At 66.7% G+C, this 25,032-nt stretch carries 22 protein-coding genes and 1 other RNA gene; 18 read left to right on the top strand and 5 right to left on the bottom strand.

Annotation, left to right across the window (positions count from 1 at the left end; translation table 11 throughout):
• Nucleotides 1-268: 268 nt before the first annotated feature.
• On the bottom strand, nucleotides 269-1,147 hold the full coding sequence (locus tag ACCQ16_RS01520; protein ID WP_277573031.1) for a hypothetical protein: 879 nt from the start codon (nucleotides 1,145-1,147) through the stop codon (nucleotides 269-271).
• A gap of 332 nt (nucleotides 1,148-1,479) precedes the next feature.
• Between ACCQ16_RS01520 and ACCQ16_RS01515 the strand changes: the two genes are divergently transcribed.
• Nucleotides 1,480-2,148, top strand: a complete 669-nt coding sequence (locus ACCQ16_RS01515) for a VOC family protein (protein WP_031420745.1) — start codon at nucleotides 1,480-1,482, stop codon at nucleotides 2,146-2,148.
• A gap of 137 nt (nucleotides 2,149-2,285) precedes the next feature.
• Here the strand turns inward: ACCQ16_RS01515 and ACCQ16_RS01510 are convergent, their stop codons facing one another.
• Both ACCQ16_RS01510 and ACCQ16_RS01505 read right to left on the bottom strand, forming a co-directional pair.
• Entirely contained in the window at nucleotides 2,286-3,098 is an 813-nt protein-coding gene (locus ACCQ16_RS01510) for a TatD family hydrolase (protein WP_031420743.1), read from the bottom strand.
• Nucleotides 3,099-3,309: 211 nt separating this feature from the next.
• Entirely contained in the window at nucleotides 3,310-4,227 is a 918-nt protein-coding gene (locus ACCQ16_RS01505) for a LysR family transcriptional regulator (protein ID WP_008575625.1), read from the bottom strand.
• A gap of 125 nt (nucleotides 4,228-4,352) precedes the next feature.
• Here ACCQ16_RS01505 and ACCQ16_RS01500 point away from each other — a divergent pair, with 125 nt between their 5' ends.
• The 8 genes from ACCQ16_RS01500 to gvpU all read left to right on the top strand — a co-directional run bounded on the left by ACCQ16_RS01500 (nucleotide 4,353) and on the right by gvpU (nucleotide 15,234).
• Nucleotides 4,353-5,405 (top strand): Rieske 2Fe-2S domain-containing protein, encoded by a 1,053-nt coding sequence (locus ACCQ16_RS01500; protein WP_218557613.1) that lies wholly within the window; start codon nucleotides 4,353-4,355, stop codon nucleotides 5,403-5,405.
• 17 nt (nucleotides 5,406-5,422) lie between these two features.
• Nucleotides 5,423-6,382, top strand: a complete 960-nt coding sequence (locus ACCQ16_RS01495) for a PDR/VanB family oxidoreductase (protein ID WP_372380179.1) — start codon at nucleotides 5,423-5,425, stop codon at nucleotides 6,380-6,382.
• 365 nt (nucleotides 6,383-6,747) lie between these two features.
• The gene (locus tag ACCQ16_RS01490) at nucleotides 6,748-8,061 is read left to right on the top strand and encodes an NCS2 family permease (protein ID WP_372380178.1); all 1,314 of its coding nucleotides are present in this window, start codon (nucleotides 6,748-6,750) and stop codon (nucleotides 8,059-8,061) included.
• 127 nt (nucleotides 8,062-8,188) lie between these two features.
• Nucleotides 8,189-9,739, top strand: coding sequence for an adenosine deaminase family protein (locus ACCQ16_RS01485; RefSeq protein ID WP_033478995.1), 1,551 nt, complete (start codon nucleotides 8,189-8,191; stop codon nucleotides 9,737-9,739).
• 150 nt (nucleotides 9,740-9,889) lie between these two features.
• A complete protein-coding gene (locus tag ACCQ16_RS01480) occupies nucleotides 9,890-11,032 on the top strand; it encodes a nucleoside hydrolase (protein WP_071118469.1) in 1,143 nt (380 codons plus the stop codon).
• Nucleotides 11,033-11,511: 479 nt separating this feature from the next.
• Nucleotides 11,512-12,972 (top strand): AtzE family amidohydrolase, encoded by a 1,461-nt coding sequence (locus tag ACCQ16_RS01475; RefSeq protein WP_011346014.1) that lies wholly within the window; start codon nucleotides 11,512-11,514, stop codon nucleotides 12,970-12,972.
• A complete protein-coding gene (locus tag ACCQ16_RS01470; protein WP_008572350.1) occupies nucleotides 12,972-14,552 on the top strand; it encodes a gamma-glutamyltransferase family protein in 1,581 nt (526 codons plus the stop codon). The genes ACCQ16_RS01475 and ACCQ16_RS01470 overlap by 1 nt, the downstream gene beginning before the upstream one ends.
• Nucleotides 14,553-14,775: 223 nt before the next feature.
• Nucleotides 14,776-15,234 carry a gas vesicle accessory protein GvpU gene (gvpU, locus tag ACCQ16_RS01465; protein WP_277573033.1) on the top strand — a complete coding sequence of 153 codons (459 nt, stop codon included), beginning with the start codon at nucleotides 14,776-14,778 and terminating at the stop codon, nucleotides 15,232-15,234.
• A gap of 4 nt (nucleotides 15,235-15,238) precedes the next feature.
• On the opposite strand, the gene ACCQ16_RS01460 is transcribed toward gvpU, so the two are convergent.
• Together ACCQ16_RS01460 and ACCQ16_RS01455 are read right to left on the bottom strand one after the other, a co-directional pair.
• Nucleotides 15,239-15,315, bottom strand: a non-coding RNA gene (locus ACCQ16_RS01460) — sX9 sRNA.
• Between the two features lie 246 nt (nucleotides 15,316-15,561).
• On the bottom strand, nucleotides 15,562-16,449 hold the full coding sequence (locus ACCQ16_RS01455; RefSeq protein ID WP_011346013.1) for an alpha/beta fold hydrolase: 888 nt from the start codon (nucleotides 16,447-16,449) through the stop codon (nucleotides 15,562-15,564).
• Nucleotides 16,450-16,815: 366 nt separating this feature from the next.
• Here ACCQ16_RS01455 and ACCQ16_RS01450 point away from each other — a divergent pair, with 366 nt between their 5' ends.
• The 9 genes from ACCQ16_RS01450 to ACCQ16_RS01410 all read left to right on the top strand — a co-directional run bounded on the left by ACCQ16_RS01450 (nucleotide 16,816) and on the right by ACCQ16_RS01410 (nucleotide 24,936).
• A complete protein-coding gene (locus tag ACCQ16_RS01450; protein ID WP_008572345.1) occupies nucleotides 16,816-17,748 on the top strand; it encodes a LysR family transcriptional regulator in 933 nt (310 codons plus the stop codon).
• A gap of 500 nt (nucleotides 17,749-18,248) precedes the next feature.
• On the top strand, nucleotides 18,249-19,535 hold the full coding sequence (locus ACCQ16_RS01445; RefSeq protein ID WP_011346010.1) for an allantoate amidohydrolase: 1,287 nt from the start codon (nucleotides 18,249-18,251) through the stop codon (nucleotides 19,533-19,535).
• A complete protein-coding gene (locus ACCQ16_RS01440; protein WP_277573034.1) occupies nucleotides 19,525-20,781 on the top strand; it encodes a pyridoxal-phosphate-dependent aminotransferase family protein in 1,257 nt (418 codons plus the stop codon). Before ACCQ16_RS01445 ends, ACCQ16_RS01440 begins: the two co-directional genes overlap by 11 nt.
• Nucleotides 20,778-21,668 carry an allantoinase PuuE gene (gene puuE, locus ACCQ16_RS01435; protein WP_122273422.1) on the top strand — a complete coding sequence of 297 codons (891 nt, stop codon included), beginning with the start codon at nucleotides 20,778-20,780 and terminating at the stop codon, nucleotides 21,666-21,668. Before ACCQ16_RS01440 ends, puuE begins: the two co-directional genes overlap by 4 nt.
• Complete coding sequence (gene hpxZ / locus ACCQ16_RS01430) at nucleotides 21,665-22,060, top strand: oxalurate catabolism protein HpxZ (protein ID WP_277573035.1); 396 nt, start codon at nucleotides 21,665-21,667, stop codon at nucleotides 22,058-22,060. Before puuE ends, hpxZ begins: the two co-directional genes overlap by 4 nt.
• Nucleotides 22,057-22,548, top strand: a complete 492-nt coding sequence (uraD, locus tag ACCQ16_RS01425; RefSeq protein ID WP_277573036.1) for a 2-oxo-4-hydroxy-4-carboxy-5-ureidoimidazoline decarboxylase — start codon at nucleotides 22,057-22,059, stop codon at nucleotides 22,546-22,548. Before hpxZ ends, uraD begins: the two co-directional genes overlap by 4 nt.
• Nucleotides 22,545-23,966: an FAD-dependent urate hydroxylase HpyO gene (hpyO, locus tag ACCQ16_RS01420; RefSeq protein ID WP_277573037.1), complete on the top strand. Its 1,422-nt coding sequence runs from the start codon at nucleotides 22,545-22,547 to the stop codon at nucleotides 23,964-23,966. Before uraD ends, hpyO begins: the two co-directional genes overlap by 4 nt.
• The gene (gene uraH / locus ACCQ16_RS01415; RefSeq protein ID WP_277573038.1) at nucleotides 23,936-24,295 is read left to right on the top strand and encodes a hydroxyisourate hydrolase; all 360 of its coding nucleotides are present in this window, start codon (nucleotides 23,936-23,938) and stop codon (nucleotides 24,293-24,295) included. The genes hpyO and uraH overlap by 31 nt, the downstream gene beginning before the upstream one ends.
• Nucleotides 24,296-24,462: 167 nt before the next feature.
• Nucleotides 24,463-24,936: a YehS family protein gene (locus tag ACCQ16_RS01410; RefSeq protein WP_003489391.1), complete on the top strand. Its 474-nt coding sequence runs from the start codon at nucleotides 24,463-24,465 to the stop codon at nucleotides 24,934-24,936.
• The last annotated feature ends 96 nt before the right edge of the window (nucleotides 24,937-25,032 follow it).

The following is a 25,032-nucleotide window of genomic DNA, read 5'->3' as shown; positions in this document are numbered from 1 at the left end:
CGATACAGCGACGTTCCTGCTTGATGCCGTTGGAACGATGTTGACCCTGGGCCCTGATCATTGACGAGAGCATGCACCGACCGCGAGGGGCCGGCGCTCACTGCAGACATCGTTCGAGTAGCAACCCATCGTTTCCCAGATCATCGACGTCGGGGAAGTGCCAGGTTGTTACTCGCACAGGGAACACCGAGGCAGACGTTACGTGGCTGCGCTTTGGAAGACCAATCGCCGTCCTATGGAGACCATTGAGACTCTGCGGGCTGGCTCTTCAAGAAATGCCATCGCTGGCGCCACCGCGCACCCCAGCATCGCTTACCGCCTTCCGCCTGCTTGGTGAGTAACCATCCTGTAGGACATTGGCCAGCGCAGGCCGCAGATAATCAGAATAGCCTGGATCATGGCTTCGAAGCATCGCTTCAAGCGATATAGTGACACTATCGAAGTACGCGATGGCACCCCCACGGCAGCCGTCGTATTCGATGCCGGCACCATTGGCATCAATCCTCGTCAGTTCATTCAAGATGCCTTCCAAGTCTTTTATATTTAAATCGATATCATTCAAGATGCCCTTGTTTTCGCCTCGGCTTGAGAGCTCGTCTTTCAGCAGCTTCAGCCGGGCCAGGAAATCGTTCGCTTTTGCAAGATGCGATTCCAGTTTTTTTTGATTGCTGATTTTTTTCTCAAAATCCAGCAGTGTGCGTTCGATTCGGTGAAGGTGGCGCTCAGCGATATAGCTACCTTCACCGCCCATGCGCTCCAACGCCTGTTTGTCCCGGTCAATGATTCCCTTGAGAATATCGAGATTGAATGCTTGCCGGCCGCCAACACCTGTTCTCGCGCAGCGTTCCTGAAGACTCCGCCACTGGTCTTCCAGAATGATCGCGCGCTGTAGCATCGATTGGCGTTGCTCGGTCAACTTTTCCAACTTCGATTGGGGGCGCGACTGGGCGGTGGGTTGGCTCCTACTCCCGGAGGGTCTGCGGGCCGGTCGCTCCAGGGATGACAGCCACATATCGGCAATCTGGCGTCCTGCGCAACCCTCGACGGCAGTGTGCTCCTGCGGCCCAGCCGTCATATTTCCTGCATGCGGCATGGGGTTGCTGGTGGACGCTTCGGCAGTGCCATGCTCCGGCAACGCGGGCGCCATGTTTGCAGAGGGTATGCGTAGGCAGTTTCCCATTTGTACATCTCCCATGCTTTTCTAAAGCATAGGCAATGATGCGCACGCCGCGTCCACGCCGATGGAAATCCCGCTTGCGTATGCGAAGGCCCGGCCTGCGAAGCAGCGAACTGTCGGGCAACTAACGAGTGGCTGTGAACATTGAAATCGATCGATGCCAGCAATTGCAGGCAAAACTAAGCCAGGTCAGCCCGCAGGCCGGCACTTACTCACCACCGGTTACGACGCGCAGAGTGAAACGCTTGACCTCAACTGCGCTTGAGGTCGTTCAATGCCGGTTTTCCAACGACATTGCCGCCATGCATCTGCGTCATCTGGTACTGCCCTGCCTGGACCCCGACCTGACCCTGCGCTTCTACCGCGATGTACTGCAGTTGCCCATCCATGGCAACGCGGTGCGCATCGGCTGGAGCACACTGGAATGCGTGCAGGCGCAGCGGCCGGTGGGCAGCGTGCATCTGGCCTTCAACGTGGCCCCGTCGCGCTTCCAAGCCGCTGCGCAGTGGATTGGCGCACGCGCCACCTTGCTGAGCGATGCACACGGTCGCGAGCATTTCGCCCTGGACGGCGTGTGGCAGTCGCACTCGGTGTACTTCGCCGGGCCCGATGGCGCAGTGCTGGAGTTGATCGCGCGCAATGCCTTGCAGGATGCACCGGTCGGTGACGGCCAGTTCGGCGGCGAAGAACTGCTGTGCCTGAGCGAAATCGGCCTGCCTAGCAACAATGTCGAGGTGGTGACACGCAGCCTGGCGCATCACTTCGGCCTGCAACCGTTCGCCCCGCCGCTGGAGGGCTTTGCGGCCTTGGGCGATGACCACGGCCTGTTGATCGTGGTCGACCAGCGCCGGCGGTGGTTTCCGCAACAACGGCAACTGCCCTGGGCTGACGGCCTGCGCATCAGCGTGGACGCGCCAGAACCCGGCCTGCACCTGCGCGATGCGCAGGGGTGGGAATTGCTGGCCGCGTAAACTTCCGCGCGCAGCTCGATCCACTCAGCGCCGCGCACAGCAGCACTGCGCTCACCGCCGGCAGATACGGCCGGCTCGGTGCGGCACGCGTGCACTGCGGTAACAGCGCGCGATTGCAGCACGATTGCGAAATGCTGTCAGCCGCTCGTGGCGCTGGCAGGCTCCGGCAAGCGGAAGAACGCACGCGCCGCGGCCGTGCTGTTGGCGGCGGTCACCGCGACATCTTCGCCACGATCGCGCGCCAGCTCTTGGACGATGTGCGACAGGAACATCGGCTCGTTGCGGCGGTCCTTGGGCATCGGCTTGAGCGTGCGCGGCAGCAGGTACGGCGCATCGGTTTCGATCATCAACCGGTTGGCCGGAATGTTGCGCACCAGCTCGCGCAGGTGCGCACCGCGGCGCTCATCGCACAGCCATCCGGTGATGCCGATGTAGTAGTCGCGGTCCAGATACGCGAACAGTTCTTCGCGCGTGCCGGTGAAGCAGTGCACCACCGCCGCACCCAGGCGGCCTTCGAAGCTGCGCATGATGGCGATGAAATCCTCATGCGCATCGCGCTGGTGCAGGAACAGCGGCTTGCCGTTGTCGGCGGCCAACTGCAGCTGGCGTTCGAAGGCCTTGTGCTGCGCAGGGCGCGGCGCAAAATCGCGGAAGTAATCCAGCCCACACTCGCCCACTGCCACCACCTGCGGATGCGCCTGCAGGGTGCGCATTTCCGCTTCGCATTCGGCAGTGAATTCCACTGCGTGATGCGGATGCACGCCGGCGGTGGCGTACAGGAATCCGGGGTGTTGCTGCGCTAGTTGCAGGGCCAGCGGCGAATGCTCGCGGCTGGCGCCGGTAATCACCAGCTGCGCCACCCCGGCATCGCGTGCGCGTTGCAGTACCGCATCGCGATCGCGATCGAACGCGTCATGGGTGAGGTTGGCGCCGATATCGATCAATTGCATGCTGCGGTGTCGCCTGAAAGAACAGGGGTGATTGTACTGGGTGAGGTTGCTCATCCGCCCTGCGGGCACCTGCTCCCGCAGGCGGGGGAAAGAACATCCGCAACGGGATCTGCATGCGGTCAGCGGTGCCTGCAGCCACGAGCCTGCACGAACGCGCGATCTTTCCCCCTGCGGGGCAAGGGCAGGGATGAGGGCCGCCTGCGCGACACACTCACCCCACCGCCGGCACCGCCATCGCATCGATCTTTGCCGCCAGCGCCTGGATCGCCAGCTGCGCCGAGCGCGAGAGCTGCCGCTGCGGGGCCACGCATAGCGCCAGCGTCATCGGTTTGGTCAGGTGCTGACGAAACGGCACGAATGCCAGGCGCCCGTCGGCCACATCCGGGGCGGCATCCAGCCACGACATCAGCCCCACGCCGGCGCCGGCCCGCACCAAACCACGCAGCGTGCGCACATCGTTGCAATGGGTGAGCCGCTTCACGTCGATGTGCTGGCGCTGGTACAGCACCTTGGCGTGCTCGCCGACGATCAACGGGGCGGCCGGCAGCAACAGACGGTGCTCCAGCGTCTCGCTCAGCTGCAGCTCGGTACGGGTGCTCAACGGGTGCCCCACCGGCATCGCAATGCCGAGCGGAATGTCCGCAAACGCGCGCACCTCCAGGTCCACGCTGCTGACCGGGTCCAGCAGCAGGCCGATATCCACATCGGCCGAGGTCACCATTTCCATCACCCGCTGGTTGCGCGCGGTGGACAGGTTGAAGGTGATGCCCGGGTACTCCTGCACCAGCGCGGCCACCGCCGCGGGCACCACGCCTTCGCTGAGCGCGTCGATCATGGCGATCTCCACATGCCCCCGGCGCAGGCCCTTGAGCTCGTCGAAGCGCTCCAGGGTGCGTGCGTAGGCCTTCTCCCAGCCGCGCACGTCCACCAGCAACAGCTCGCCGGCAGCGGTCAGCCGCAGCCGGCCGGGCAGGCGTTCGAACAGCTGGGCGCCCAGTTCTTCTTCGGCCTTGAGGATCTGCCGGTCGATCGCCGACGCCGACACGTGCAACACCTCGGAGGCCTTGCGGATGCTGCCGCAGCGGGCCACTTCGATGAAATACCGGGTAAAGCGCGAAAAGGTCAGCATGCGGCGGGGCTCGGTTGGCGTTGCATTTTTTGCAATGGCTGGGCTGAAAATCGATGTTTGATCACACACCCCCGGCTTCCTAGAGTCAATCCGGCACCGCTCCCGCCCCACGCCAGAGACCGCCCATGGATGTCGCCGTCCCCGCCCTGCCGCTGCACTGCACCTTCGAGGCCGCCGATTGGCAGCGCCTGGCCCGGCACTGGCATGCGGTGGCGCTGAGCAGCGAGGTGAGCGAAGCGCCGTTCAAGGCCACCCTGCTGGACGAGCCGCTGGTGTTGTACCGGCTGGGCAGCGAGTTGGTGGCCGCGCGCGACGTCTGCCCGCACCGCGGCGTGCCGCTGAGCATGGGCACGGCCGATGGCGGCGGCGTGGTGTGCGCCTACCACGGGCTGCGCTTCGGCGCGGGCGGGCGTTGCAACCATATCCCGGCCAGTCCCAGCCAGAACATCCCGGCCAGGATGCGTCTGCACACCTATGCGGTGGCCGAACGCTACGGGCTGATCTGGGTGTGCCTGGCCAAGCCGGCCGGGGTGAGCGAGGCCGAGGTGCAGATTCCACCGATGCCGGGTTGGGACGAGGACGGCTTCCAGCAGATCGTCTGCCCGGCCTTCGACATCGGCGGCAGCGCCGCGCGGCAGCTGGAAGGATTCATCGACGTGGCGCATTTCGCCTTCGTGCACACCGCCACGTTCGCACAGCCGGACAAGCGCGAAGTGCCGGCCTACACCACCACCGAAACGCCGACCGGCTTCAACGCCGATTACCTGAGCACCGTGGCCAACTATTCGGTGGACATGCCGCTGCCCGACGTGGCGCCGGACTTCCAGTGGCTACGCCACTTCGAAGTGCATCTGCCCTTCACCGCCACGCTCACCATCCACTTCCCGGTACCGGGCAAGCGGTTGGTGATCATGAATGCCGCCAGCCCGGTGTCCAAGCACGCCACCCGGCTGCTGGTGCCGATCGCGCGCAATTTCGACACCCATCTGCCGGTGGAAGACGTGCACGCCTTCAACCTGCGCGTGTTCGAAGAAGACCGCGCCATGGTGGAAGCGCAGCGGCCGGAGTATTTGCCGCTGGACCCGCTGCTGGAAGTGCACATTCCCGCCGATCGCAGTTCCATCGCCTATCGCCGCGGGCTGCGCAGCCAGGGCTATAGCGACTTCTTCCTGCGCTGACGGCCGAGGACACCCGCATGAGCCTGCATGAAGTGCGCGTTGCCGAGGTCGTCGATCAGGGTCACCGCCAGCGCGCGATCCGGCTGGAACCGGTGGGCGCGCAATTGCCGGCCTTCGAGGCCGGCGCGCATGTGGACCTGCATCTGCCGGATGGCTTGGTTCGCCAGTATTCGATCGCCAGCGCGCCGCATGTGCGCGACCACTATCTGCTGTGCGTCAAGCTGGCAGACGCCTCTCGTGGCGGCTCACGGCATCTGTGCGAACAGCTCGCAACCGGCGACCGCCTGCGCATCTCCACACCGCGCAATCTGTTTCCGCTGCACCCCGGCGAGCGCCATGTGCTGCTGGCGGCCGGCATCGGCATCACCCCGCTGCTGTCGATGGCCGAGGCGCTGGAAGCGCGCGGCGAGGCCTTCGTGCTGCACTATTACGCGCGCCGGCATGCGGATGTGGCGTTTTCGCAGCGGCTGCAACAAGGCTTTACGCATGGGCAGGTGTACCTGCACCTGAGCGATGGCGGGCAGAGTCCACGCGTGCATGTGCCCGAGGAACTGCGCCAGGCACGTGCGCGCGACCAGCTGTATCTGTGCGGGCCGGCGGCGTTCATGGACCACTTCACCGTGCTGGCAAAGGCGCATGGCTGGACGGCGGCGCAACTGCATCGCGAACACTTCGCCGCCGCCGCGCCCAGCCTCGCCCACGATGCCGACAGCGCGTTCGAGGTGGAACTGGCCGCCAGCGGCCGCGTGGTGCAGGTGCCGGCCGATTGCAGCATCGCCAGCGCCCTGCGCGATGCCGGTATCGAGGTGCCGCTGTCGTGCGAACAAGGCATGTGCGGCGCCTGCCTGACCGGCGTGCTGACTGGCACGCCAGATCATCGCGACAGCGTGCTCAGCGACGCCGAACGCGCCGCCAACCGGCAGATCACCGTGTGCTGTTCGCGCAGCCGCTCGCCACGGTTGGTGCTGGATCTTTGAGCTCGGTCGTCGCGGCGCAATTGCGGTTGGCAGTCACCTCGCGCAGCCTGACGCCTCGCTTGCCCTTCACGATGGCAGGCGACACAGCGCGCCATCGCCCACGGCACGTGCGCTGCCATGCGTGCAGCGGCGGCGCGGCATGCGCCTCAACGATGCGCGATGCCGCGTAACGCTTCCGCGCACCCGTGTGCGAGCGCTTCTGCAGCGCAATCCGTGCCCGATGCCCGTGGCAAGCGCAGCGCAACAGGGCAAGATGGGCCGCCCGCGTGCGCGCCCTGCCACGCACCCCGCCCCGTATCGATGAGATCTCTGCCGATGTTCGTTTGTCCTGCCGTCAACCGGCTGTACGCCCCGAGCGCATGCTGATGCGCTGGCCCGGTTTTGCGCTTGCCGCCAACGGCAGCAGCGTGCGCACCGAACTGCTGGCCGGTGGCACCACCTTCCTGACGATGGCGTACATCGTCTTCGTCAATCCCGACATCCTGGCCACCACCGGCATGGATCACGGCGCGGTGTTCGTGGCCACCTGCCTGGCTGCCGCACTGGGTTCGCTGCTGATGGGCGTGCTGGCCAACTACCCCATCGGCATGGCGCCCGGCATGGGCCTGAACGCATTCTTCGCCTTCAGCGTGGTCGGCACATTGGGCTACAGCTGGCAGCAGACCCTGGGGCTGGTGTTCGTTTCCGGCTGCCTCTTTCTGCTGCTCACCGCCACCGGCGCGCGACGCTGGTTGGTGGATGGCATTCCGTCCACCTTGCGCAGCGCCATTGCGGCGGGCATTGGCTTGTTCCTGGCCTTGATCGGGCTGCAGAAGGCCGGACTGGTGGTGGCGCATCCGCAGACCTTGCTGACCTTGGGCGATCTGCACCGGCCCGAGCCGCTGCTTGCGCTGGCCGGGCTGCTGCTGATCGGCGTGCTGGAAGTGCGCCGCGTGCGGGGTGCCATGTTGCTGGGCATTCTTGCGGTGACCGGCGCGGCGCTGGCGTTGGGGCTGGTGCGCTACCAAGGCGTCCTGGCGCTGCCGCCAAGCCTGGCGCCCACCTTGCTGCAGCTGGATATCGTCGGCGCCTTGCACGGCCATGGCGGCGGCGGTGCGCTCGCTGCGGTGCTGCATGTGGTGCTGGTGTTCGTGCTGGTGGAAATGTTCGACGCCACCGGCACGCTGATGGGTGTGGCGCAACGCGCCGGCCTGCTGCACACGCCCGCGCAGCGCCGCCAGTTCGACCGCGCGCTGCTTGCCGACAGTACCGCCATCCTGGCCGGCTCGCTGCTCGGCACCTCCAGCACCACTGCCTATGTGGAAAGCGCCGCCGGCGTGCAGGTGGGCGGGCGCACCGGCCTCACCGCGCTGGTGGTTGCCGCCTTGTTCTTGCTTGCCCTGCTGTTCTCGCCGCTGGCCGCGATGGTGCCGGCCTACGCCACCGCACCCGCGCTGATCTACCTGGCCTCGGTGATGCTGCGCGAATGCACGCAGATCCAGTGGGACGATGTGGGCGACGCCTTGCCGGCCGCCATCTGCATGCTCGCCATGCCGCTGACCTATTCCATTGCGACGGGGCTTGCGTTCGGCTTCATCACCTATGCCGCGCTCAGGCTCGGCAGCGGCCGCTGGCGTGGGGTGCACCCGGCCACCTGGGCCATCGCGTGCTTGTTCGTGCTGCGCTATGCGCTGGAATGATGCGTGCCTCCACGTGTTCCAGGCCTGCTTGCCGGCGCGTACGTGGGTGGCTTCGGATCGCGCTGGTGGGCAAGCTATGGGGCCGCCGGCCGTCGCACGCCACCGTCTCTCCAAACGAGTCTCCTGCATGCCATTTGTTCGCCGCTGTCTGATCCTGAGCGTGTGGGCGTGCTTGCCCGTTGCCGTGCACGCACGGCCAACACCAGCACCTGCGCCTGCGCAACAACGCCAACTGCAGGTGGCGCAGTTGTTCCGTGAGGCGGCCGCGCAGCCGGCACAGCTACGCACCTGGCTGCAGGCCATGCCGAAAGGTGGCGACCTGCATAACCACCTCTCCGGTTCGGTGTATGCGGAAGACTATCTGCAGTGGGCCAGCGACGATGGCGCCTGCGTGCAACTGGACGACCTGAGCCTGCGCGCGCCGCCCTGCGGGGCCGGCCAGGAGCCGGCGGGCGGCCTGGCGACCCGCAATGCCGCGCTGTACGGGCGGATGGTGAATTCGCTGTCGATGCGCAACTTCCTGCCAGGCCCAACGCACCCCAGCGGCCACGATCAGTTCTTCAGCACCTTCGGCAAGTTCGACGCGGTGGTCCGCACCCGCGTTGCCGACACCGTCGCCGCAGTGCTGGAGCAGGCCGCACGCGACCGCGTGCCGTATGTGGAAATCATCGCCAACCCGCCGCAGATGGATCAGGCAGCCAAGCGCATGCAGTTACTGCCGTGGAAGGGCGAGGACGACGCAGCGAATCTGCGTGCGTTGCAGCCCGACCTGGCGCCGCTGGTGCAGGCCGCGCAACGCGATCTTGCCGACATCGACGCGCAGGTCCGGCGCGTACTGCGTTGCGACCAGGCCGATGCACGCCCCGGCTGCACGGTCGAGTACCGCTATGTTCCGTATGTGCTGCGCGTGCTGCCGCAGCCGATGGTGTTCGGGCAGATGGCGCTGGCGCATGCGCTGATCGCGGCCGGCGGCAGCCGCGCGGTGGCGCTGAACATCGTCGCGCCGGAAGACAATCCAGTGGCGCTGGCCGATTACGCGCGGCACATGGCGATGTTCCGCTTCTTCGCAACGCGTTATCCCGGTGTGCCGCTGTCGCTGCATGCCGGCGAGCTGGCGCTGGGGCTGGTGCCGCCGGCGCAGCTGCGCTCGCATATTCGGCAGGCGGTGGATGCCGGTGCACGCCGCATCGGTCATGGCGTGGACCTGCCCTACGAAGACGATGCGGAGACACTGCTGCAACGCATGCGACGCGAACAGGTTGCGGTGGAGATCAACCTCACCAGCAACGATGTGATCCTGGGCGTCAAGGGCATGGCGCATCCGCTGGCGCTGTATCTGCGTGCCGGCGTGCCGGTGGTGTTGTCCACCGACGATGCCGGCGTCTCGCGTGCGGACATGACCCACGAGTACCAACGCGCGATGCAGGAACAAGGCCTCGACTACCCCACGCTCAAACAGCTGGCCCGCAATGGCCTCACCTACAGCTTCCTGCCGGGCACCAGCCTGTGGGATGCCGACGGTAAAGTTGCGCAGGCCTGCGCCACGGCGTTGCAGCGCGAAACCGATGACGCTGCCTGTCGCGCATTCCGCCAGGGCAGCGAAAAGGCGCGGTTGCAATGGCAGCTGGAAACCGACCTGGCCCAGTACGAGCGCACGCTATTGCTGCAACACAGATAGCACCGACAACGACATGACATATGCAACGTAGGAGCGCGCCCGAGCACGAACGCACTTTACCGGTACGCACCGTCGCGCGCAGGCACGCTCCTACAAATGCCTCTCTCCATCGCCGTTGCAACGCCTTCAACCTTCCACGACAAGAACGCAATGACCGATCCGCACCGCCCCTCATCCAGACGCCGCGTCATTCTCGAAGACGACATCGACGGCTTCACGCCCGCACAGCTGCTGCTGTTGCAATCGCCCGACGTGCAGGTGCTGGGCATCAGTGCCGTCAGCGGCAATATCTGGCGCGATGAGGCGCTGGCGCATACCTGCCGCCTGCTGGAACTGGCTGGCCATCCGCAGATTCCAGTGCTTCCCGGCCCGGTGCATCCGCTGCTCAACAGCGAGTTGGCCACCGAGCGCTGGGAAGCGCTGTACGGCAAACTCGTCTGGAAAGGCGCATGGACCAGGCACTGGGTGGACGGCGACACCGTGCAAAGCGCGCCGCGCTATCACGCCCACGATGTGGTGCCCGAGCTGGCGTTGGGCAATCCCAGCGTGGTGCGCCCAGCAGACGAGCCGGCCGCGTTGTTCATGCTGCGCATGGTGCGTCAATACCCGGGCGAGGTGAGCATCATCGCAACCGGCCCGTTGACCAACCTGGCACTGGCGCAATCGCTGGACCCGTCCTTTGCCACGTTGGCGCGCGAGCTGGTCTATATGGGTGGCAGCCTCAATCCACGGCAGCAACGCAACAGCGTGAGTGCGCAGCAATTCGCACGCGAGTTCGTCAATTCGCCGCGACGCGAATTCAATATCCGCTGGGACCCGGAAGCGGCCAGCATCGTCATGCGCGCGCCGTGGCGGCAGATCACCATGGTGCCGGTCGACCCCTCCACCGCCACCGAACTCACCGCCGAGTTGCTGGCGCGCATGAGTGCGGCCGACACCACGATTGGCCATGCACTGCGCCGCCGCGAGCCGGGCTTTCCGATGTGGGACGAACTGGCCACGGCCGTGTGGCTGCGCCCCGACTTGGCCACCCGCACCGAAACGCTGTACGTCGACACCAACACCGCCTTCGATGCCGGGTACGGCGACATCTTGTCGTGGGCACCGGGGTATCAGCCCGGGCTGGGCGAGCAGGCGCAGACGGTGGTGCATGCGGTGGACGTGCCGGCATTCGAACAGCTGCTGGTCGACCGCCTCACCGCGCCGCAACCACCGGCAGTGGGGTTACCACTTCCCCTTTTCCCATCGGACCTCGGTCCCCTTGATGGAACAAGGTGCCCGCAGGGCGAATGAAGGTTCGATATGCGGATGACAGTGCTGCATCGGTAGAGTCGCTGGTGAGGAATGTGGAAACAAATGCCTGGCACATCTCCAACTGCCGTGACAGCCTCGCCCAACGCCGCCAGCGCCCCAGCCCGCGTTTGCGATGCGAACGCTCCCATGCACGCGCACCGGTGGCGCGCAAACCGTGCCTTCTCGCTCCGCGGGAGAGCCGTTCGATCAGGACGTGAGACAGAAAGACGCGCGATGACGCTGCTGCATGATTAGATCGAATGCCGGAAGCTGCACGTCCACGGTCTCTGCGGTCACAACGACCGCTGTAACGGTGACGCGCAATCCCGACAGCCTCGTGTCGGCTCTCAACGCATCAGCCAGCACGTTTGCACGACCCGTACGCCAAGCACACAAGCAGACAAGCAGACAAGCAGACAAGCAGACAAGCAGACAAGCGAATCTCAACTCCCCAATCCCCGCTTTCCAACAGGTGATCCATGCAACTCCCCGCGCAATGGCAGGCAGGCGTCGATCGCAATACCGAAGTGCTGCGTGGGCACGCGCAGCTGCTGGCCAGCTTCCATGCGCCGCCTGCAACGGCACACGAGGGCGGCGGTGCGCGCGGCCAGATTGCCTCCATCGTCAGCACCACGCGCAGCCAGCCCACGCTGGCCGCGCGACTGGCCACCCAGACGCTGACGCGCATCAACCAGGCCAACGACCGCCTGTGCGCCATCACCCGCCTGCTGCCGGCGCGTGCCGCGGCTGATGCCGCGCGCGTGCAGGCCGCGCTTGCCGGGGGCAGCGACGGGGGCGCGTTGGCCGGCGTGCCATTCGTGGTCAAGGACCTGTTCGACGTCGCCGGGCAGGTCACCACCGCCGGCGCCGCGGTGCGTGCGCACTGCCCGCCGGCCAGCCGCGATGCGGCGGTGGTGCAACGGCTCAGCGACGCCGGGGCCGTGCTGGTGGGTACCGCCAACATGGACGAATTCGCGTACGGTTTTGCCACCGTCAACGCGCATTACGGCACCACCGCCAATCCACACGATCTCCAGCACCTGGCGGGCGGCTCGTCGGGCGGCTCGGCGGCTGCGGTGGCGGCCGGGCTGGTGCCGTTCGCGCTTGGCTCGGACACCAATGGTTCCATCCGCGTGCCGGCCGCGCTGTGCGGCATCTACGGCCTGCGCCCCACGCACGGCGCCGTGCCCCTGGATGGCGTGTTCCCGTTTGTCGACGCACTGGACGTGGCCGGCCCATTCGCCACCTCGGTGGCCGACCTGCGCCGCATCCATGAGGTACTGCGCGGGCAGCCGCTGCCTTCGTGCCATGCCGGCAACCTGCGTGTCGCGCGGTTGGGCGGCTGGTTTGAACGCAATCTGGATCCGGATCTGGAGGCCGGGCTGCAGGCCCTGCTCACCGCCTGCAACAGCCTTTCGTCGATCGACCTGCCGGAGGCCGAACGCGCACGCGCCGCTGCCTTCGTCCTGACCGCTGCCGAAGGCGGGCATCGTCACCGCAGCGCACTCACCGCGCACGGCGCGCAGTTCGACCCGGCCACCCGCGACCGCCTGCTCGCCGGCTTGCAGCTGCCCGCCAGCGCGGTGGCCGATGCGCACCGCTTCGCACAATGGTTTGCCGATGCCATGCACGCGCTGTGGGACCAGGTGGAGGTGCTCATCGCGCCGGCCACCCCGTGCGTGGCGCCACGCATCGACCAGGACACCATCCAGATCGACGGTTTGCCCGTCTCCGCACGCGCGAACCTGGGCATTTTTACCCAGCCACTCGGCCTGGCCGCCTGCCCGGTGCTGGCCGCACCGTTGCCGCGTCCCGGGCGCCTGCCACTGGGCGTGCAACTGATCGCCGCGCCCGGCCGTGAAGACCGCCTGTTTGCGCTGGCCGCGCAACTCGAACGCGACGGCCTGCTCGCCTTCAGCCCGCCGCCGGAGTCACGCTGATGGTGCATACCCTGCGCGCGCGCCGCGGCATGGTGGTCGCACCGCACCACTTGGCCGCACAGGCCGGGCGCGATGTCTTGCGCGACGGCGGCAATGCCGTCGAAGCGGTCGTGGCCACCGCCGCCTGCCTGGCGGTGGTCTACCCGCACATGACCGGCATCGGCGGCGATGGCTTCTGGCTCATCCACGAACCCGATGGCCGCGTGCATGCCATCGATGCCTGCGGCCGCGCGGCGCAGGCGGCAACACTGGATTTCTATCGCGGCCACGCCCACGTTCCGTGGCGCGGGCCAGGCGCGGCCAATACCGTGGCCGGCACCGTCTCCGGCTGGGCGCTGGCCCTGCAGCAGGCAAACGGCAGCGTGTCGCTGCAACGCCTGTTGAGCGATGCGATCCATCACGCCAGCGCCGGCGTGCCGGTCACGCTGGGCGGGGCGCAGATCGCCGCCAGCAAGGGCGCAGAACTGCGTCTGCAACCCGGCGCCTATGCCGAGATCTTCGAGCCGCACGGCGTCCCGCTGGGCGAAGGCGCGCTGCTGCACCAGGCGCAGCTCGCGCGCACCCTGCAGCGGCTCGCCGATGAAGGGCTGGAGAGTTTCTATCGTGGCGCGATCGCACACGATATCGCCGCAGACCTGCAGGCATTGGACAGCCCGCTCAGCGCACACGACCTGGCGATCCATCGCGCCGACGTCAGCGTGCCGTTATCGGTTGTCATCCAGGGCGCGCGCCTCTACAACCACGCGCCCCCCACGCAGGGGCTCGCCTCGCTGTTGATCCTGGCGCTCTTCGATCGCCTGAAGGTGGAAGACGCAGACAGCTACGCACACCTGCACGGGCTGATCGAAGCCAGCAAGCAGGCGTTCCTGATCCGCGACGCACACCTGGGCGACCCCGCCTGGATGACGCTCGACGCGCAAGCCCTGCTCGACGACAGCACCGCACTCGATGCGCTCGCCGCACGCATCGACATGAGCGCCGCACTGCCGTGGCCACAGCCCTCGCAAGCAGGCGACACCGTCTGGTTCGGCGCCATCGACGCGCACGGCCGCGCGGTCAGCTGCATCCAGTCCACCTACTTCGAATTCGGCTCCGGCCTGGTGCTGCCGCGCACTGGCATCACCTGGCAGAACCGAGGCTGCAGCTTTCGCCTCGCCCCCGATGGCTGGAACGCCCTTGCCCCAGGCCGCAAACCCTTCCACACCCTCAACCCGGCACTGGCCACCTTCGACGATGGCCGCGTGATGGCCTACGGCACCATGGGCGGCGAAGGCCAACCGCAAACCCAGGCCGCCGTGTTCTCCCGCTACGCCCGCTTCGGCATGCCGCTGCAGCAGGCGGTCAGCGCACCGCGCTGGCTGCTCGGCCGCACCTGGGGCGAAGACAGCACGGCGTTGAAGCTGGAAGACCGCTTCGACCCGGCCGTCGTGCAAGCCCTGCGCAACGCCGGGCATGCGGTGGAACTGCTGCCGGCGTACAGCGCGGTGATGGGGCATGCCGGTGCCTTGGTGCGTGAGGTCGATGGCGTGATCAGCGGCGCCAGTGATCCGCGCTCCGATGGGGTGGTGGCGGGGTGGTGACTAGGGCGGTCGTTCCGCTGCGGTCGCTCGCCCCATGCGCGCCATGGGCATGCACCGGGTGAAAGTGTCCATGTGTCGCAAGACCGTCGTGCCGGAGCCTTCGTAGCGAACCCAACCACGGCAACCTTGGCGATCCGTGTGCCATGCTTAGGCACGCCAACGGCGCGCCATCCACATCTGCGTTACGGCTAACGCGTCGTCCAATCCACTCAAGGAGAGCAACATGACAGACCAAGATCAACATCAACCGTCGCTGGAAGACGTCAAGCTGGCGTTCGATGGCCAGAGCGTGGATTGGTATCTGCAGAAGCTGGTCGGCATTGCCAACACCTCGGACGTGCAGTTCGGCGTCACGCTGTTTGTCGAAGGCATCGTCATTTCCGGCCAGTTGGTCAGCGGCAAGCGGTATTTCGAGGCATTTGCGCAGGAGTTCTCTGCGGCCTACCCCGGCGCGGCCGATGAAAGAGAAGATATCCGTCGCGCGTTTGCCAGCCACGCCAGCATCTACGATTCCGAAGACGATGCGCAGCAGAGCAGCACGCCGCCGCAGTTCATCCACCTGATCGATGCGCGTTGCTTCTCACCGGGCGGCCAGCCGCTGCCAAGCAACCGTGGCGTGTTGTGGCGTGGCAAGGTCAATGCGGTTTCCGGCTTCACCCTGGGGTCGCTGTCGGCAGACTGAGCGCGGCCAACAGCACGTCGCGCGCCGCCGTCAGGTGGGCGCGGACGGGGCGCTCAGAACCGCAGTGTACGCGCGGTACATGCCGGTTCCGGGCACCGGCCGCGCCCGCCTGGCGGCTGCGCAGTCGTTTTTGTTAGGTGCTCCAAGCCCCGTACCGTCTGCTCCAGTGTGAGTGTGCGCCATCTCACACTGGACTACCAACCACATCTCGAGGCAGTGCAAGGCCGCTCCAGAACGGCAGCATTTGGCGATCCTGTGTCAGGCAGCGCCGTTGGACCTCAGCGCACGTTGGCAATGCAGTGGCATCAACACGGCCACGGCCACGCGTCATACAGACGGCGCGAGCGTACGCGACAAGAACTCACTGATGGAGTGCGCAATCTCCACCGCATGCGTCTCCAGTGCAAAGTGCCCCGTGTCCAGCAGGTGCACTTCGGCCTTTGGCAGATCCTTGCGGTAGGCCTGCGCGCCGGCCGGGATAAAGGCTGGGTCGTGCTTGCCCCACACGGCCAGCAATGGCGGCTGATGGGTACGAAAATACGCTTGGAATGCCGGGTACGCTGCCACGTTGCTGCGGTAATCCAGAATCAGGTCGAGCTGGATTTCTTCGGCGCCCGGGCGCGCCATGTAGGCGATATCCAGCATGTAGCCATCCGGCGACAGTGCCCCGGGCGCGACACCGGTACCGTACTGCCACTCACGAATGGTCTGCGGCGACAACGATGCACGGCAGGCCTCGCGATTGGCGGCGCTTGGCTCACGCCAGTAGGCTTGCCAGGCGTCCCATTGGTCGCTGAACCCCTCCAGGTAGGCATTGCCGTTCTGGCTGATGATGGCGCTCACCCGTTCCGGATGCGCGGCCGCAAGGCGGAAGCCGACCGGTGCACCGTAGTCGAACAGGTACAGGCCATAACGCGTCAGCCCCAAGGCGTCGGTAAAGCCTTCGATCACCTTGTAGAGCGCCTCGAAGGTGTAATCGAACTGCCCACGCGGCGGTGCCTTGGTCATGCCGAAGCCGGGGAGATCCGGGGCGATCAGACGGTATTGGCTTGCCAGCAGCGGCATCAGGTCGCGGAACATGTGGCTGGCACTGGGAAACCCATGCAACAGCAACAGGACCGGTGCGTCCTTGCGCCCTGCCTCGCGATAGAACACCTGGACATCGCCAACCTGCTGGGTGCGATACCTGATGCGCTGGGTGGAGTCGTGGGACATGCTGCCTCCGTCAAGTGGTGGGGTGTATGAGCCGGAAGTGTCGGCTGCACGCAATCTGCCGGCCCCCAGGGCCAGTGCCGTGCCAATCCACCCCAGGCGCAGGATGGAGCGGCGCCCGTGTAACGCCGGCGCATGTTGCCGGTGGGAATTGATGCGTGGGTCGGCGTGCATGCTGGTGCGGCAAAGCGTGTGGAAAGGCGGCCATGCTAGGTGCGCCGGTCCAGCACGAGAACCACCCTGGGATTCAATTGAGCATTGCATCGCACGCAATGCCGCGGCCACTGTTGCGTTTGCATGCGCTGCATGGCGCATGCGGCATCCAGGGGTTGCTCACATCGGGCTGCTAGGCTGCGTGCCCGGTCGAAGGTGATTGTCGAAGTCGAGGCGCAGGTGGACCGCATCCAGGAAATGACGCTGTTTGCCGCGCTGGCCGAGCACACCAGCTTTGCGGGTGTCGCACGCCATCTCGGCATTTCCACCGCCACAGTCACGCGCACCATCGCGCAGCTGGAAGCGCGGCTGGGCGTGCTGCTGGTGGTGCGCAGCACACGCACCATGCGGTTCACCGCGGCAGGCCAGCAGTATGCAAGCGACTGCCGGCGCCTGTTGGCCGAGCTGGAGGATGTCGAAAGCCGCGCCGCTGGGCTGCATACGCTCCCCAGCGGCTTGCTCACCGTGACTGCCCCGCAGATGTTCGGTGCACTGCATGTCACACCTGTCGTGGCGCACTTCCTCAGCCGCTACCCGGCGATGCGCGCACGGACACTGCTGGTGGACCGCGTCGTGCCGCTGCTGGAGGAAGGCATCGATGTGGCGATCCGGATCGGCACGTTGCCCGATTCGTCGCTGACTGCCATCCCGGTCGGCAGCGTCCGTCGCATGGTCTGTGCCTCGCCCGGCTATCTTGCAGAACACGGCATACCGCAGCACCCGGACAGGCTGCCGCAGCACGCAACGATTTCCACCTCCGCGGCCGAACGCGCGCCCAAGTGGGCGTTTCGTCTGGATGGCCGTGCGCATGAGGTGGACGTTGCCTCGCGCCTGAGCGTCAGCGCATTCAACGCCGCCATCGTTGCCGCAGTGGATGGGTGGGGCCTCACGCAAGTGCCGTCCTACCAGGTCCGCCAACACCTGCAAAACGGAACGCTGGTCAGCGTGCTGGATGCCTTCGAAATCGCGCCCGAACCGGTGCACGTGGTCCATGTCGAAGGCCGCCGCGGCTCGTCGAAGGTGCGCACCTTCGTGGACGAGTGCGTGGCTGCGTTACGGCACGACCTTGGATGTGCGGACGGCGGTTGAGCGGCGCCAGGCAGCCCCGCCATGCCGTTGGCTGCCGCACGCGCGCGAAGGCGCGCCTGACCGCAACAACGCCATGCAGTCGATCAGCTGACGCAGTTGCGGTGCGATCCTCCCGAACCGTATTAACAGCCGCCCCGCCCCATGGGCACGTTCCGAGGTTTTCCTTCGCGCGGCGTGTGGCGCATGGGCTGCGCGTGACGCAGCGCCCACGGCGTTGCGGTGCATTCGCGGCGTTGCCGCCAACCGGTGCGGGCAAGACCGTGGCCGAGGTGCCGCTGGCACGCGCACGCATTCGCTGGATGAGGTCGTCGCAAGGGCATGCCTGCCGCGGCAGCACCAGGCCAGCGGGGCGCCTGTACCGCGTTGCATTTTTTGCAGCACAAGCCCGCGAAAAAACTCTTTGATGGCGACAGGACTGCCTCCCTATAGTCCAAGCGTCACCTCTCCCGCCTGCTCCTGGACCGCTGTTGAAGGCTCCACGAGCCCCGTTGGTCCTGTCGATGCCCGCTGCCCTGCCGTCCCGCCAAGCAACCGCCGACCTCACCGCTCCTGGCGGTGCGCGTGCGGTGGCACGCTGCGACGCGCTGGGCGTTGCGTCCTACAGCGATAGCGATACCGGGCTATTCCGCGGCTGGCTTGGTCCTGCCCACCGCGCCACGGTGGAACAGGTGAGCACCTGGATGAAGGCGGCCGGCATGCAGGTGCGCATCGATCCCCTCGGCACATTGGTGGGCCGGTACGCCGGCACGCGGCCAGACACGCCGGCGCTGCTGATCGGCAGCCACCTGGACAGCGTGCGCGATGCCGGGCGCTACGACGGCCCGCTCGGCATCCTGCTCGGGATCGAATGCGTCGCTGCGCTGCATGCACAGGGGCGCAGACTACCGTTCGCCATCGAGGTCATCGCCTTCGGCGACGAGGAAGGCTCGCGCTTTCCCGCGTCCATGTTCTGTAGCGGCGCGGTGGCCGGCACGCTCGATCCCGCCAGGCTGGCGGTCACCGACGCCGCCGGCATCACGGTGGCCAGCGCCCTGGCCGCGTGGAACCTGGACATCGCCCACGTGCAGCGCGCCGCCCGCGCGCCGGGCAGCGTGCTGGCGTATCTGGAAACGCATATCGAACAAGGCCCGGTACTGGAAGCCGAAGGATTGCCGCTCGGCATCGTCAGCGCCATCGCCGCGCAGCGGCGCTTCGCGCTGCGCTTCGAGGGCCGCGCCGGGCATGCCGGCACCACCAGCATGTCACTGCGCCGCGACGCGTTGAGCGCCGCCGCCGAAGCGCTGCTGGCCATCGAGCGCATCGCGCGCGTAGGCAGCAGCGATCTGGTTGCCACCGTCGGCACGCTGCAGGTGGCACACGGCGCCACCAATGTGGTGCCGGGGCGTGTGGACTGCACGCTGGACGTGCGCGCCGGCAGCGACGCGAGCCGCGATGCCGCCGTGCATCAGATCGAACAGGCACTGGCGCAGATCGCCATCCACCGCGGCATCGCCATCGCCATCGAGCCGCTGCAGACACTGGCTGCCAGCCCCTGCGCGCCGGCACTGATCACGCGGCTGGAACATGCGGTTGCCGCGCAAGGCATCGCACCGCGCCAGCTGGTCTCCGGTGCGGGCCACGATGCCATGGTGATGGCGGCGCTGTGCCCGACTGCGATGCTGTTCGTGCGCTGCGCCGGCGGGATCAGCCATCATCCGGACGAGCATGTCGATCCGGCCGATGCCGAGATTGCACTGGCGGTCATGCGCCATTTCATCGAACACCTGGGAGAACCCCTTGTCACCTGATCTGCGTCAGCTGCACACCTTTGGCGAACTCGATCCCCCGCAGCGCCTGTTGATGGGCCCGGGCCCGGTCAATGCGCATCCGCGCGTGCTGCGTGCGATGGCCGCCGATCTGCTGGGGCAGTTCGATCCGGAAATGACCAACTACATGAACGAGGTGATGGCGCTGTACCGGCCATTGTTCGGCACCGAGAATCGCTGGACGTTCCTGGTCGATGGCACCGCGCGCGCCGGCATCGAAGCGGCGCTGGTGTCGCTGGTCAGCCCCGGCGAGCGCGTGCTGGTGCTCAACTTCGGCCGCTTCGGGTTGCTGCTCACCGAAATCCTGGGCCGCCTCGGCGCCGAGGTCCACACGGTGGATGCGTCATGGGGCCAGGTACTGCCGCTGAGCGCGATTGCCGAGGCGATCGAGCGCGTGGCGCCCAGGCTGGTGGCCACCGTGCACGGCGACACCTCCACCACCATGGCCCAGCCGCTCGATGGCGTCGGTGCGTTGTGCCGCGCAGCTGGCGCGCTGAGTTATGTGGACGCCACCGCCACCATCGGCGGCATGCCCGTCGCCAGCGACCGCTGGGAGGTGGACGTGGTCACCGGCGGTTTGCAGAAATGCCTGGGCGGGCCATCCGGCTCGGCGCCGATCACCGTGTCCGAGCGCGCGGCCGAGGCCATCTTCGCGCGTCGCCATGTCGAACGCGGCATCGTGCGCGCCGACATCGCCAACGGCAGCGGCCCGCGCATCGCCTCGAACTATTTCGACCTGGCGATGATCATGGATTACTGGTCGGACAAGCGCCTCAATCACCACACCGAAGCCACCACCATGCTGTACGGCGCCCGCGAATGCGCACGCGTGGCCCTGCAGGAAGGCCTGGATGCACGCTTCGCGCGCCACGCGGCGGCCGGGCGCGCGGTCAGTGCAGGTATCCGCGCGTTGGGGCTGGAAGTGTTCGGCGACGATGCGCATCGCATGACCAATGTCACCGGCGTGGTGATTCCGCCTGGCATCGACGGCGAGGCGGTGCGCCGCCGCATGCGCGAGGATTTCGAGATCGAGATCGGCACCGCGTTCGGGCCGCTGCAGGGCAAGATCTGGCGCATCGGCGCGATGGGCTACAACGCCATGAAGCACAAGGTGCTGATCACCCTGGCCGCACTGGAAGCGGTACTGCGCGCCGAAGGTGATGCCTGCACGCACGGCCTGGCGGTGGAAGCGGCACTGGCCGCCTGGCACGCGGAAGCGCAGGCATGAACGCTGCGCGCGACCTGCTCGGCTATGGCGCCACGCCGCCCGCGGCGCAATGGCCGGGCGGCGCGCGTATCGCAGTGCAGTTCGTGATCAATTACGAAGAAGGCGCGGAAAACTGCGTGCTCAATGGCGATGCCGGTTCCGAAGCGTTCCTGTCCGAAATGGTCGGTGCGCACGCGCACCCCGGCGCACGCGCCATGGCCATGGAAAGCCTGTACGAATACGGCAGCCGCGCCGGCTTCTGGCGGCTGCATCGCTTGTTCACTGCACGCAACGTGCCGGTGACGGTGTTCGGGGTGGCGCAGGCCTTGGCATCCAATCCGGACGCGGTGGCCGCGATGCAGGCGGCCCAGTGGGAAATCGCCAGCCACGGTCTGCGCTGGATCGATTATCAACACGTGGACGAGGCCACCGAACGCGCGCATATCGCGCAGGCCATCGCCGTGCATACGCGCGTCACCGGCAGCCGGCCGCTGGGCTGGTATCAGGGCCGCACCAGCCCCAACACCGCCCGCCTGATTGCCGAAGAAGGTGGCTTTGTCTACGACGCCGACAGCTACGCCGACGATGTGCCGTACTACGACCACCGCCACGGCCGTGCGCAGTTGATCGTGCCGTACACGCTGGATGCCAACGATATGAAATTCGTCGCCTATAACGGCTTTGCCGATGGCGAGCCGTTCTTCCGCTATCTGCGCGACAGCTTCGAACAGTTGCGCAGCGAAGGCGGGCGCATGCTTTCGATCGGCCTGCACGGGCGCATCGTGGGCAAGCCGGCACGCGCGGCGGCGCTGGCGCGCTTTGTCGATCATGTACTGGCCAGCGGCGACGCCTGGATTGCGCGCCGCATCGATATTGCGCGCCATTGGCTGCAGGTGCACCCGGCATGAGCATTGCGGCCTCCGAGATCGATCTGCCCGAGGTGATCGCGCAAGTGACGGCCGCCTTCCATGCCTACGAAACCGCGCTGATGCGCGACGACATTGCGGCGATGGATGCGCTGTTTCATGCAGCGCCCAGCACGGTGCGCTATGGCGTGGGCGAAGTGTTGTACGGCATCGATGCGATCCGCGCATTTCGCAGCGGCCGCGGTGGTTCGCCGCAACGCCAGCTCGCACATGTGCAGATACACGGCTTCGGGCATGACTTTGCTACTACGCACGCAGAATTCATTCGCGAGGGCAGCAGTGCACGCGGGCGGCAAAGCCAGAGCTGGGTACGCTTTGCCGACGGCTGGAAAGTGGTGGCCGCGCATGTCTCGTTGCAAGGCACGCACGCATGAGCGTGGTCGACGACCCCGCGCTGGACGATGCCGCCTTCCTGGCGCGCTACCGCGACCTGTTCGAGCACTCGCCGTGGGTGGTTGAACGTGCGCTGCGGCGGCGACCGTTGGCCGATGTGCACCGCGGCCTGATGCAGGTGGTGCGGGATGCATCGCAGGAAGATCAGGTCGCACTGATCCGCGCCCACCCCGAGCTGGCCGGCAAGGCCGCGATCGACCGCACGCTCACCGAAGCATCGGCCGCGGAGCAGGCTTCGGCCGGGCTGGACCGGCTCAGCGAGGACGAATTCAAGCGCTTCCACGCGCTCAATCAGGCCTATCGCCACCGTTTCGGATTTCCGTTCGTGATCTGCGTGCGGCTGCACGACAAGGCCGGCATTCTGGCCGCGCTGGCGCAGCGGCTGGGGGCCGCGCGCAATGCAGAGATCGCCGCCGCCATCGCCGAAATCGGCAAGATCGTTCACCTGCGCCTGGAGGCACTGCCATGAGCCTGGCCCACCTCGAACGTACCCTCGCCCACGACCTGCAATGCCTGGCCCACGGCGGCGATGCCTGGGTGCAACCGCGCGTGCATCCGAGCGGGCACGTCTACGACGTCATCATCGTCGGCGCCGGGCAGAGCGGCCTGGGGGCGGCGTTCGCGCTGCAACGCGAGCGTGTGCACAACCTGCTGGTGATCGACGAAAACCCGGCGGGCCAGGAAGGTCCGTGGGTGACCTACGCGCGCATGCAGACCTTGCGCACGCCCAAGCACATCACCTCGATCGATGTGGGCGTGCCATCGCTCACCTTCCGCGCGTGGTGGGAGGCGCAGTACGGCAGCGCCGCATGGGATGCGCTGGACAAGATTCCGCGCGCGCGCTGGATGGATTATCTGCGCTGGTATCGCACAACGCTGCGCTTACCGGTGCGCAACGCCACCCGCCTGGTCCGCGTGGAGCCGGACTTCGCACCGGGTATCCATCGCCTGCATCTGGCGATGGGCGCCCCCCTGCTCACGCGCAAACTGATTCTGGCCACCGGCATCCAGGGCGGGGGCCAGTGGGTGGTGCCCGAGTGGATCAGCCGCGCCCTGCCCGCGCACCGCTACGCGCACACGTCCGGCCAGATCGATTTCGCCGCACTGGCCGGCAAGCGTGTGGGCATTCTGGGCGGCGGCGCCTCGGCCTTCGACAATGCCTGCTTTGCGCTCGAACAAGGCGTCGCCAGTGCCGAGGTGTTCGTGCGGCGTAGCGAATTGCCGCGCATCAATCCGTTCCGGCACATGGAACAGGCCGGCATCATTCCGCGTTTTCTGGCGCTGCCGGATGCAGACAAGTATCGGATGATGGCCAGCTTCTTCGCGCACAACCAACCGCCCACCAACGACACCTTCCAGCGCGCCTGTGCGCATGCCGGCTTCGCGCTGCATCTTGGCGCGCCGTGGCTGGACGTGGCCGAACGCGATGACGAGATCGTCGTGCGCACGCCGCAGCGCGAACACCGCTTTGATTTCCTTGCCATCGCCACCGGCCTGGTCACCGATCCGCAGCTGCGTCCGGAACTGGCCGCGCTGTCCGGGCGCATCGCCTGTTGGGGCGACCGCTATCGGCCACCGCCGGGCCAGGCCAATCCGGTGCTGGACGCACACCCCTATCTGGGCCCCGGTTTCGAACTGCTGCCACGCACGCCTGACGATGCCGCGCTGCTGCATGGGCTGTTCGCCTTCAACTATTCGGCGCTGATCAATCACGGCCCATCGGCCGCCGCGCTGTCCGGGCTGAAGGTAGCACTGCCGCGGCTGGCCCGCGCAGTGGCCGACCAGTTGTTCCTGGACGACCGCCAGGCCGTCGTCGACCAGTACTTGGCCTACGACCAACCCGAATTCGTCGGCCAATGGCCGCAGCCCACCCAGGCAGTGGCATGAGCACGCTGTCCACGCACGTGCTGGACACCGCCAGCGGCCGCCCCGCCGCGGGCGTGCCGCTGCGGTTGTTCGCCGGCGAGACGCTGCACTTCGAGGGCGTGACCAATCCCGACGGCCGCTGCCCGGACCTGGCCGCTCTCGCGCTGCAACCCGGCCGCTACCGGCTGGAATTCGACCTCGCCCGCTATTGGCAGGCAACCGGCATGGCGCTGGCCGATCCACCGTTCCTGGACTGCATCCCGATCGCCTTCGGCATCGCCGACGACGGCCACTACCATGTCCCGCTGCTGCTGTCCCCGTACGGGTACTCCACCTATCGCGGCAGCTGAGCGCTGCGTCGTGCCGCAGTGCAGGCAATTCGGGCCCGTCTGCACGACGGCCTGCGCTTCCATCGCTGCCGGTGCGCATGACCCCCTGCGCACGGTGTCAGACCGGTTTCACTCAAGCCCCGTAGAATGGCCGCTTTCCGGCGACAGGCCGGGGCACCGGAACGGTCATGATCCACAACGATGTACTGCGCAGCATCCGCTATATGCTCGACCTCAGCGACGACAAGGTGGTGGACATCACCCACCTGGCCGACCCCGAGTTCGCGCTCGACAAGCCGCAGGTACAGGCCTGGCTGAAGAAGGAAGACGAGCCGGGCTTTGAGCCCTGCACCGATGCGATGCTGGCGCGTTTTCTCGACGGCCTGGTGCTGCGCTTCCGCGGCCGCGACGAGAGCCAGCCGCCACGCCCGCTGGAAACCCGCGTCGGCAACAACCTGGTGTTGAAGAAGCTGCGCGTGGCCTTCGAATTGAAGGACGTCGACATGCACGCCATCTTCGCCAGCGCCGGTTTCCCGCTGTCCAAGCCGGAACTCTCCGCACTGTTTCGCCAACCCGGCCACAAGAATTTCCGCCCCTGCGGCGACCAGCTGCTGCGCGCCTTCCTCAAGGGCCTGACCGCCCGGATGCGCGAAGCGGGATGATCTTCAGCGCACGCGCTTGGCCGCTGGCGCTTGTCCAGCGGATGCCCTTTGTCGGCGCAAGAGCATGAGAACCGCACGCACGCTCTAAATCGCCAC

Origin of the sequence: Xanthomonas sp. NCPPB 1062, from assembly GCF_041481705.2 — a bacterium.
Taxonomy (GTDB): Bacteria; Pseudomonadota; Gammaproteobacteria; order Xanthomonadales; family Xanthomonadaceae; genus Xanthomonas; species Xanthomonas euvesicatoria.
Note: the sequence above shows the minus strand (reverse complement) of the source record. Positions and strands in the feature narration are given on the sequence as shown.

Bases quoted from the DNA above. Each gene is read 5' to 3' on its own strand.
- ACCQ16_RS01520 (WP_277573031.1), bottom strand. From the start codon at position 1,147: ATGGCGCCCGCGTTGCCGGAGCATGGCACTGCCGAAGCGTCCACCAGC.
- ACCQ16_RS01515 (WP_031420745.1), top strand. From the start codon at position 1,480: ATGCATCTGCGTCATCTGGTACTGCCCTGCCTGGACCCCGACCTGACC.
- ACCQ16_RS01510 (WP_031420743.1), bottom strand. From the start codon at position 3,098: ATGCAATTGATCGATATCGGCGCCAACCTCACCCATGACGCGTTCGAT.
- ACCQ16_RS01505 (WP_008575625.1), bottom strand. From the start codon at position 4,227: ATGCTGACCTTTTCGCGCTTTACCCGGTATTTCATCGAAGTGGCCCGC.
- ACCQ16_RS01500 (WP_218557613.1), top strand. From the start codon at position 4,353: ATGGATGTCGCCGTCCCCGCCCTGCCGCTGCACTGCACCTTCGAGGCC.
- ACCQ16_RS01495 (WP_372380179.1), top strand. From the start codon at position 5,423: ATGAGCCTGCATGAAGTGCGCGTTGCCGAGGTCGTCGATCAGGGTCAC.
- ACCQ16_RS01490 (WP_372380178.1), top strand. From the start codon at position 6,748: ATGCGCTGGCCCGGTTTTGCGCTTGCCGCCAACGGCAGCAGCGTGCGC.
- ACCQ16_RS01485 (WP_033478995.1), top strand. From the start codon at position 8,189: ATGCCATTTGTTCGCCGCTGTCTGATCCTGAGCGTGTGGGCGTGCTTG.
- ACCQ16_RS01480 (WP_071118469.1), top strand. From the start codon at position 9,890: ATGACCGATCCGCACCGCCCCTCATCCAGACGCCGCGTCATTCTCGAA.
- ACCQ16_RS01475 (WP_011346014.1), top strand. From the start codon at position 11,512: ATGCAACTCCCCGCGCAATGGCAGGCAGGCGTCGATCGCAATACCGAA.
- ACCQ16_RS01470 (WP_008572350.1), top strand. From the start codon at position 12,972: ATGGTGCATACCCTGCGCGCGCGCCGCGGCATGGTGGTCGCACCGCAC.
- gvpU (WP_277573033.1), top strand. From the start codon at position 14,776: ATGACAGACCAAGATCAACATCAACCGTCGCTGGAAGACGTCAAGCTG.
- ACCQ16_RS01455 (WP_011346013.1), bottom strand. From the start codon at position 16,449: ATGTCCCACGACTCCACCCAGCGCATCAGGTATCGCACCCAGCAGGTT.
- ACCQ16_RS01445 (WP_011346010.1), top strand. From the start codon at position 18,249: ATGCCCGCTGCCCTGCCGTCCCGCCAAGCAACCGCCGACCTCACCGCT.
- puuE (WP_122273422.1), top strand. From the start codon at position 20,778: ATGAACGCTGCGCGCGACCTGCTCGGCTATGGCGCCACGCCGCCCGCG.
- hpxZ (WP_277573035.1), top strand. From the start codon at position 21,665: ATGAGCATTGCGGCCTCCGAGATCGATCTGCCCGAGGTGATCGCGCAA.
- uraD (WP_277573036.1), top strand. From the start codon at position 22,057: ATGAGCGTGGTCGACGACCCCGCGCTGGACGATGCCGCCTTCCTGGCG.
- hpyO (WP_277573037.1), top strand. From the start codon at position 22,545: ATGAGCCTGGCCCACCTCGAACGTACCCTCGCCCACGACCTGCAATGC.
- uraH (WP_277573038.1), top strand. From the start codon at position 23,936: ATGGCCGCAGCCCACCCAGGCAGTGGCATGAGCACGCTGTCCACGCAC.
- ACCQ16_RS01410 (WP_003489391.1), top strand. From the start codon at position 24,463: ATGATCCACAACGATGTACTGCGCAGCATCCGCTATATGCTCGACCTC.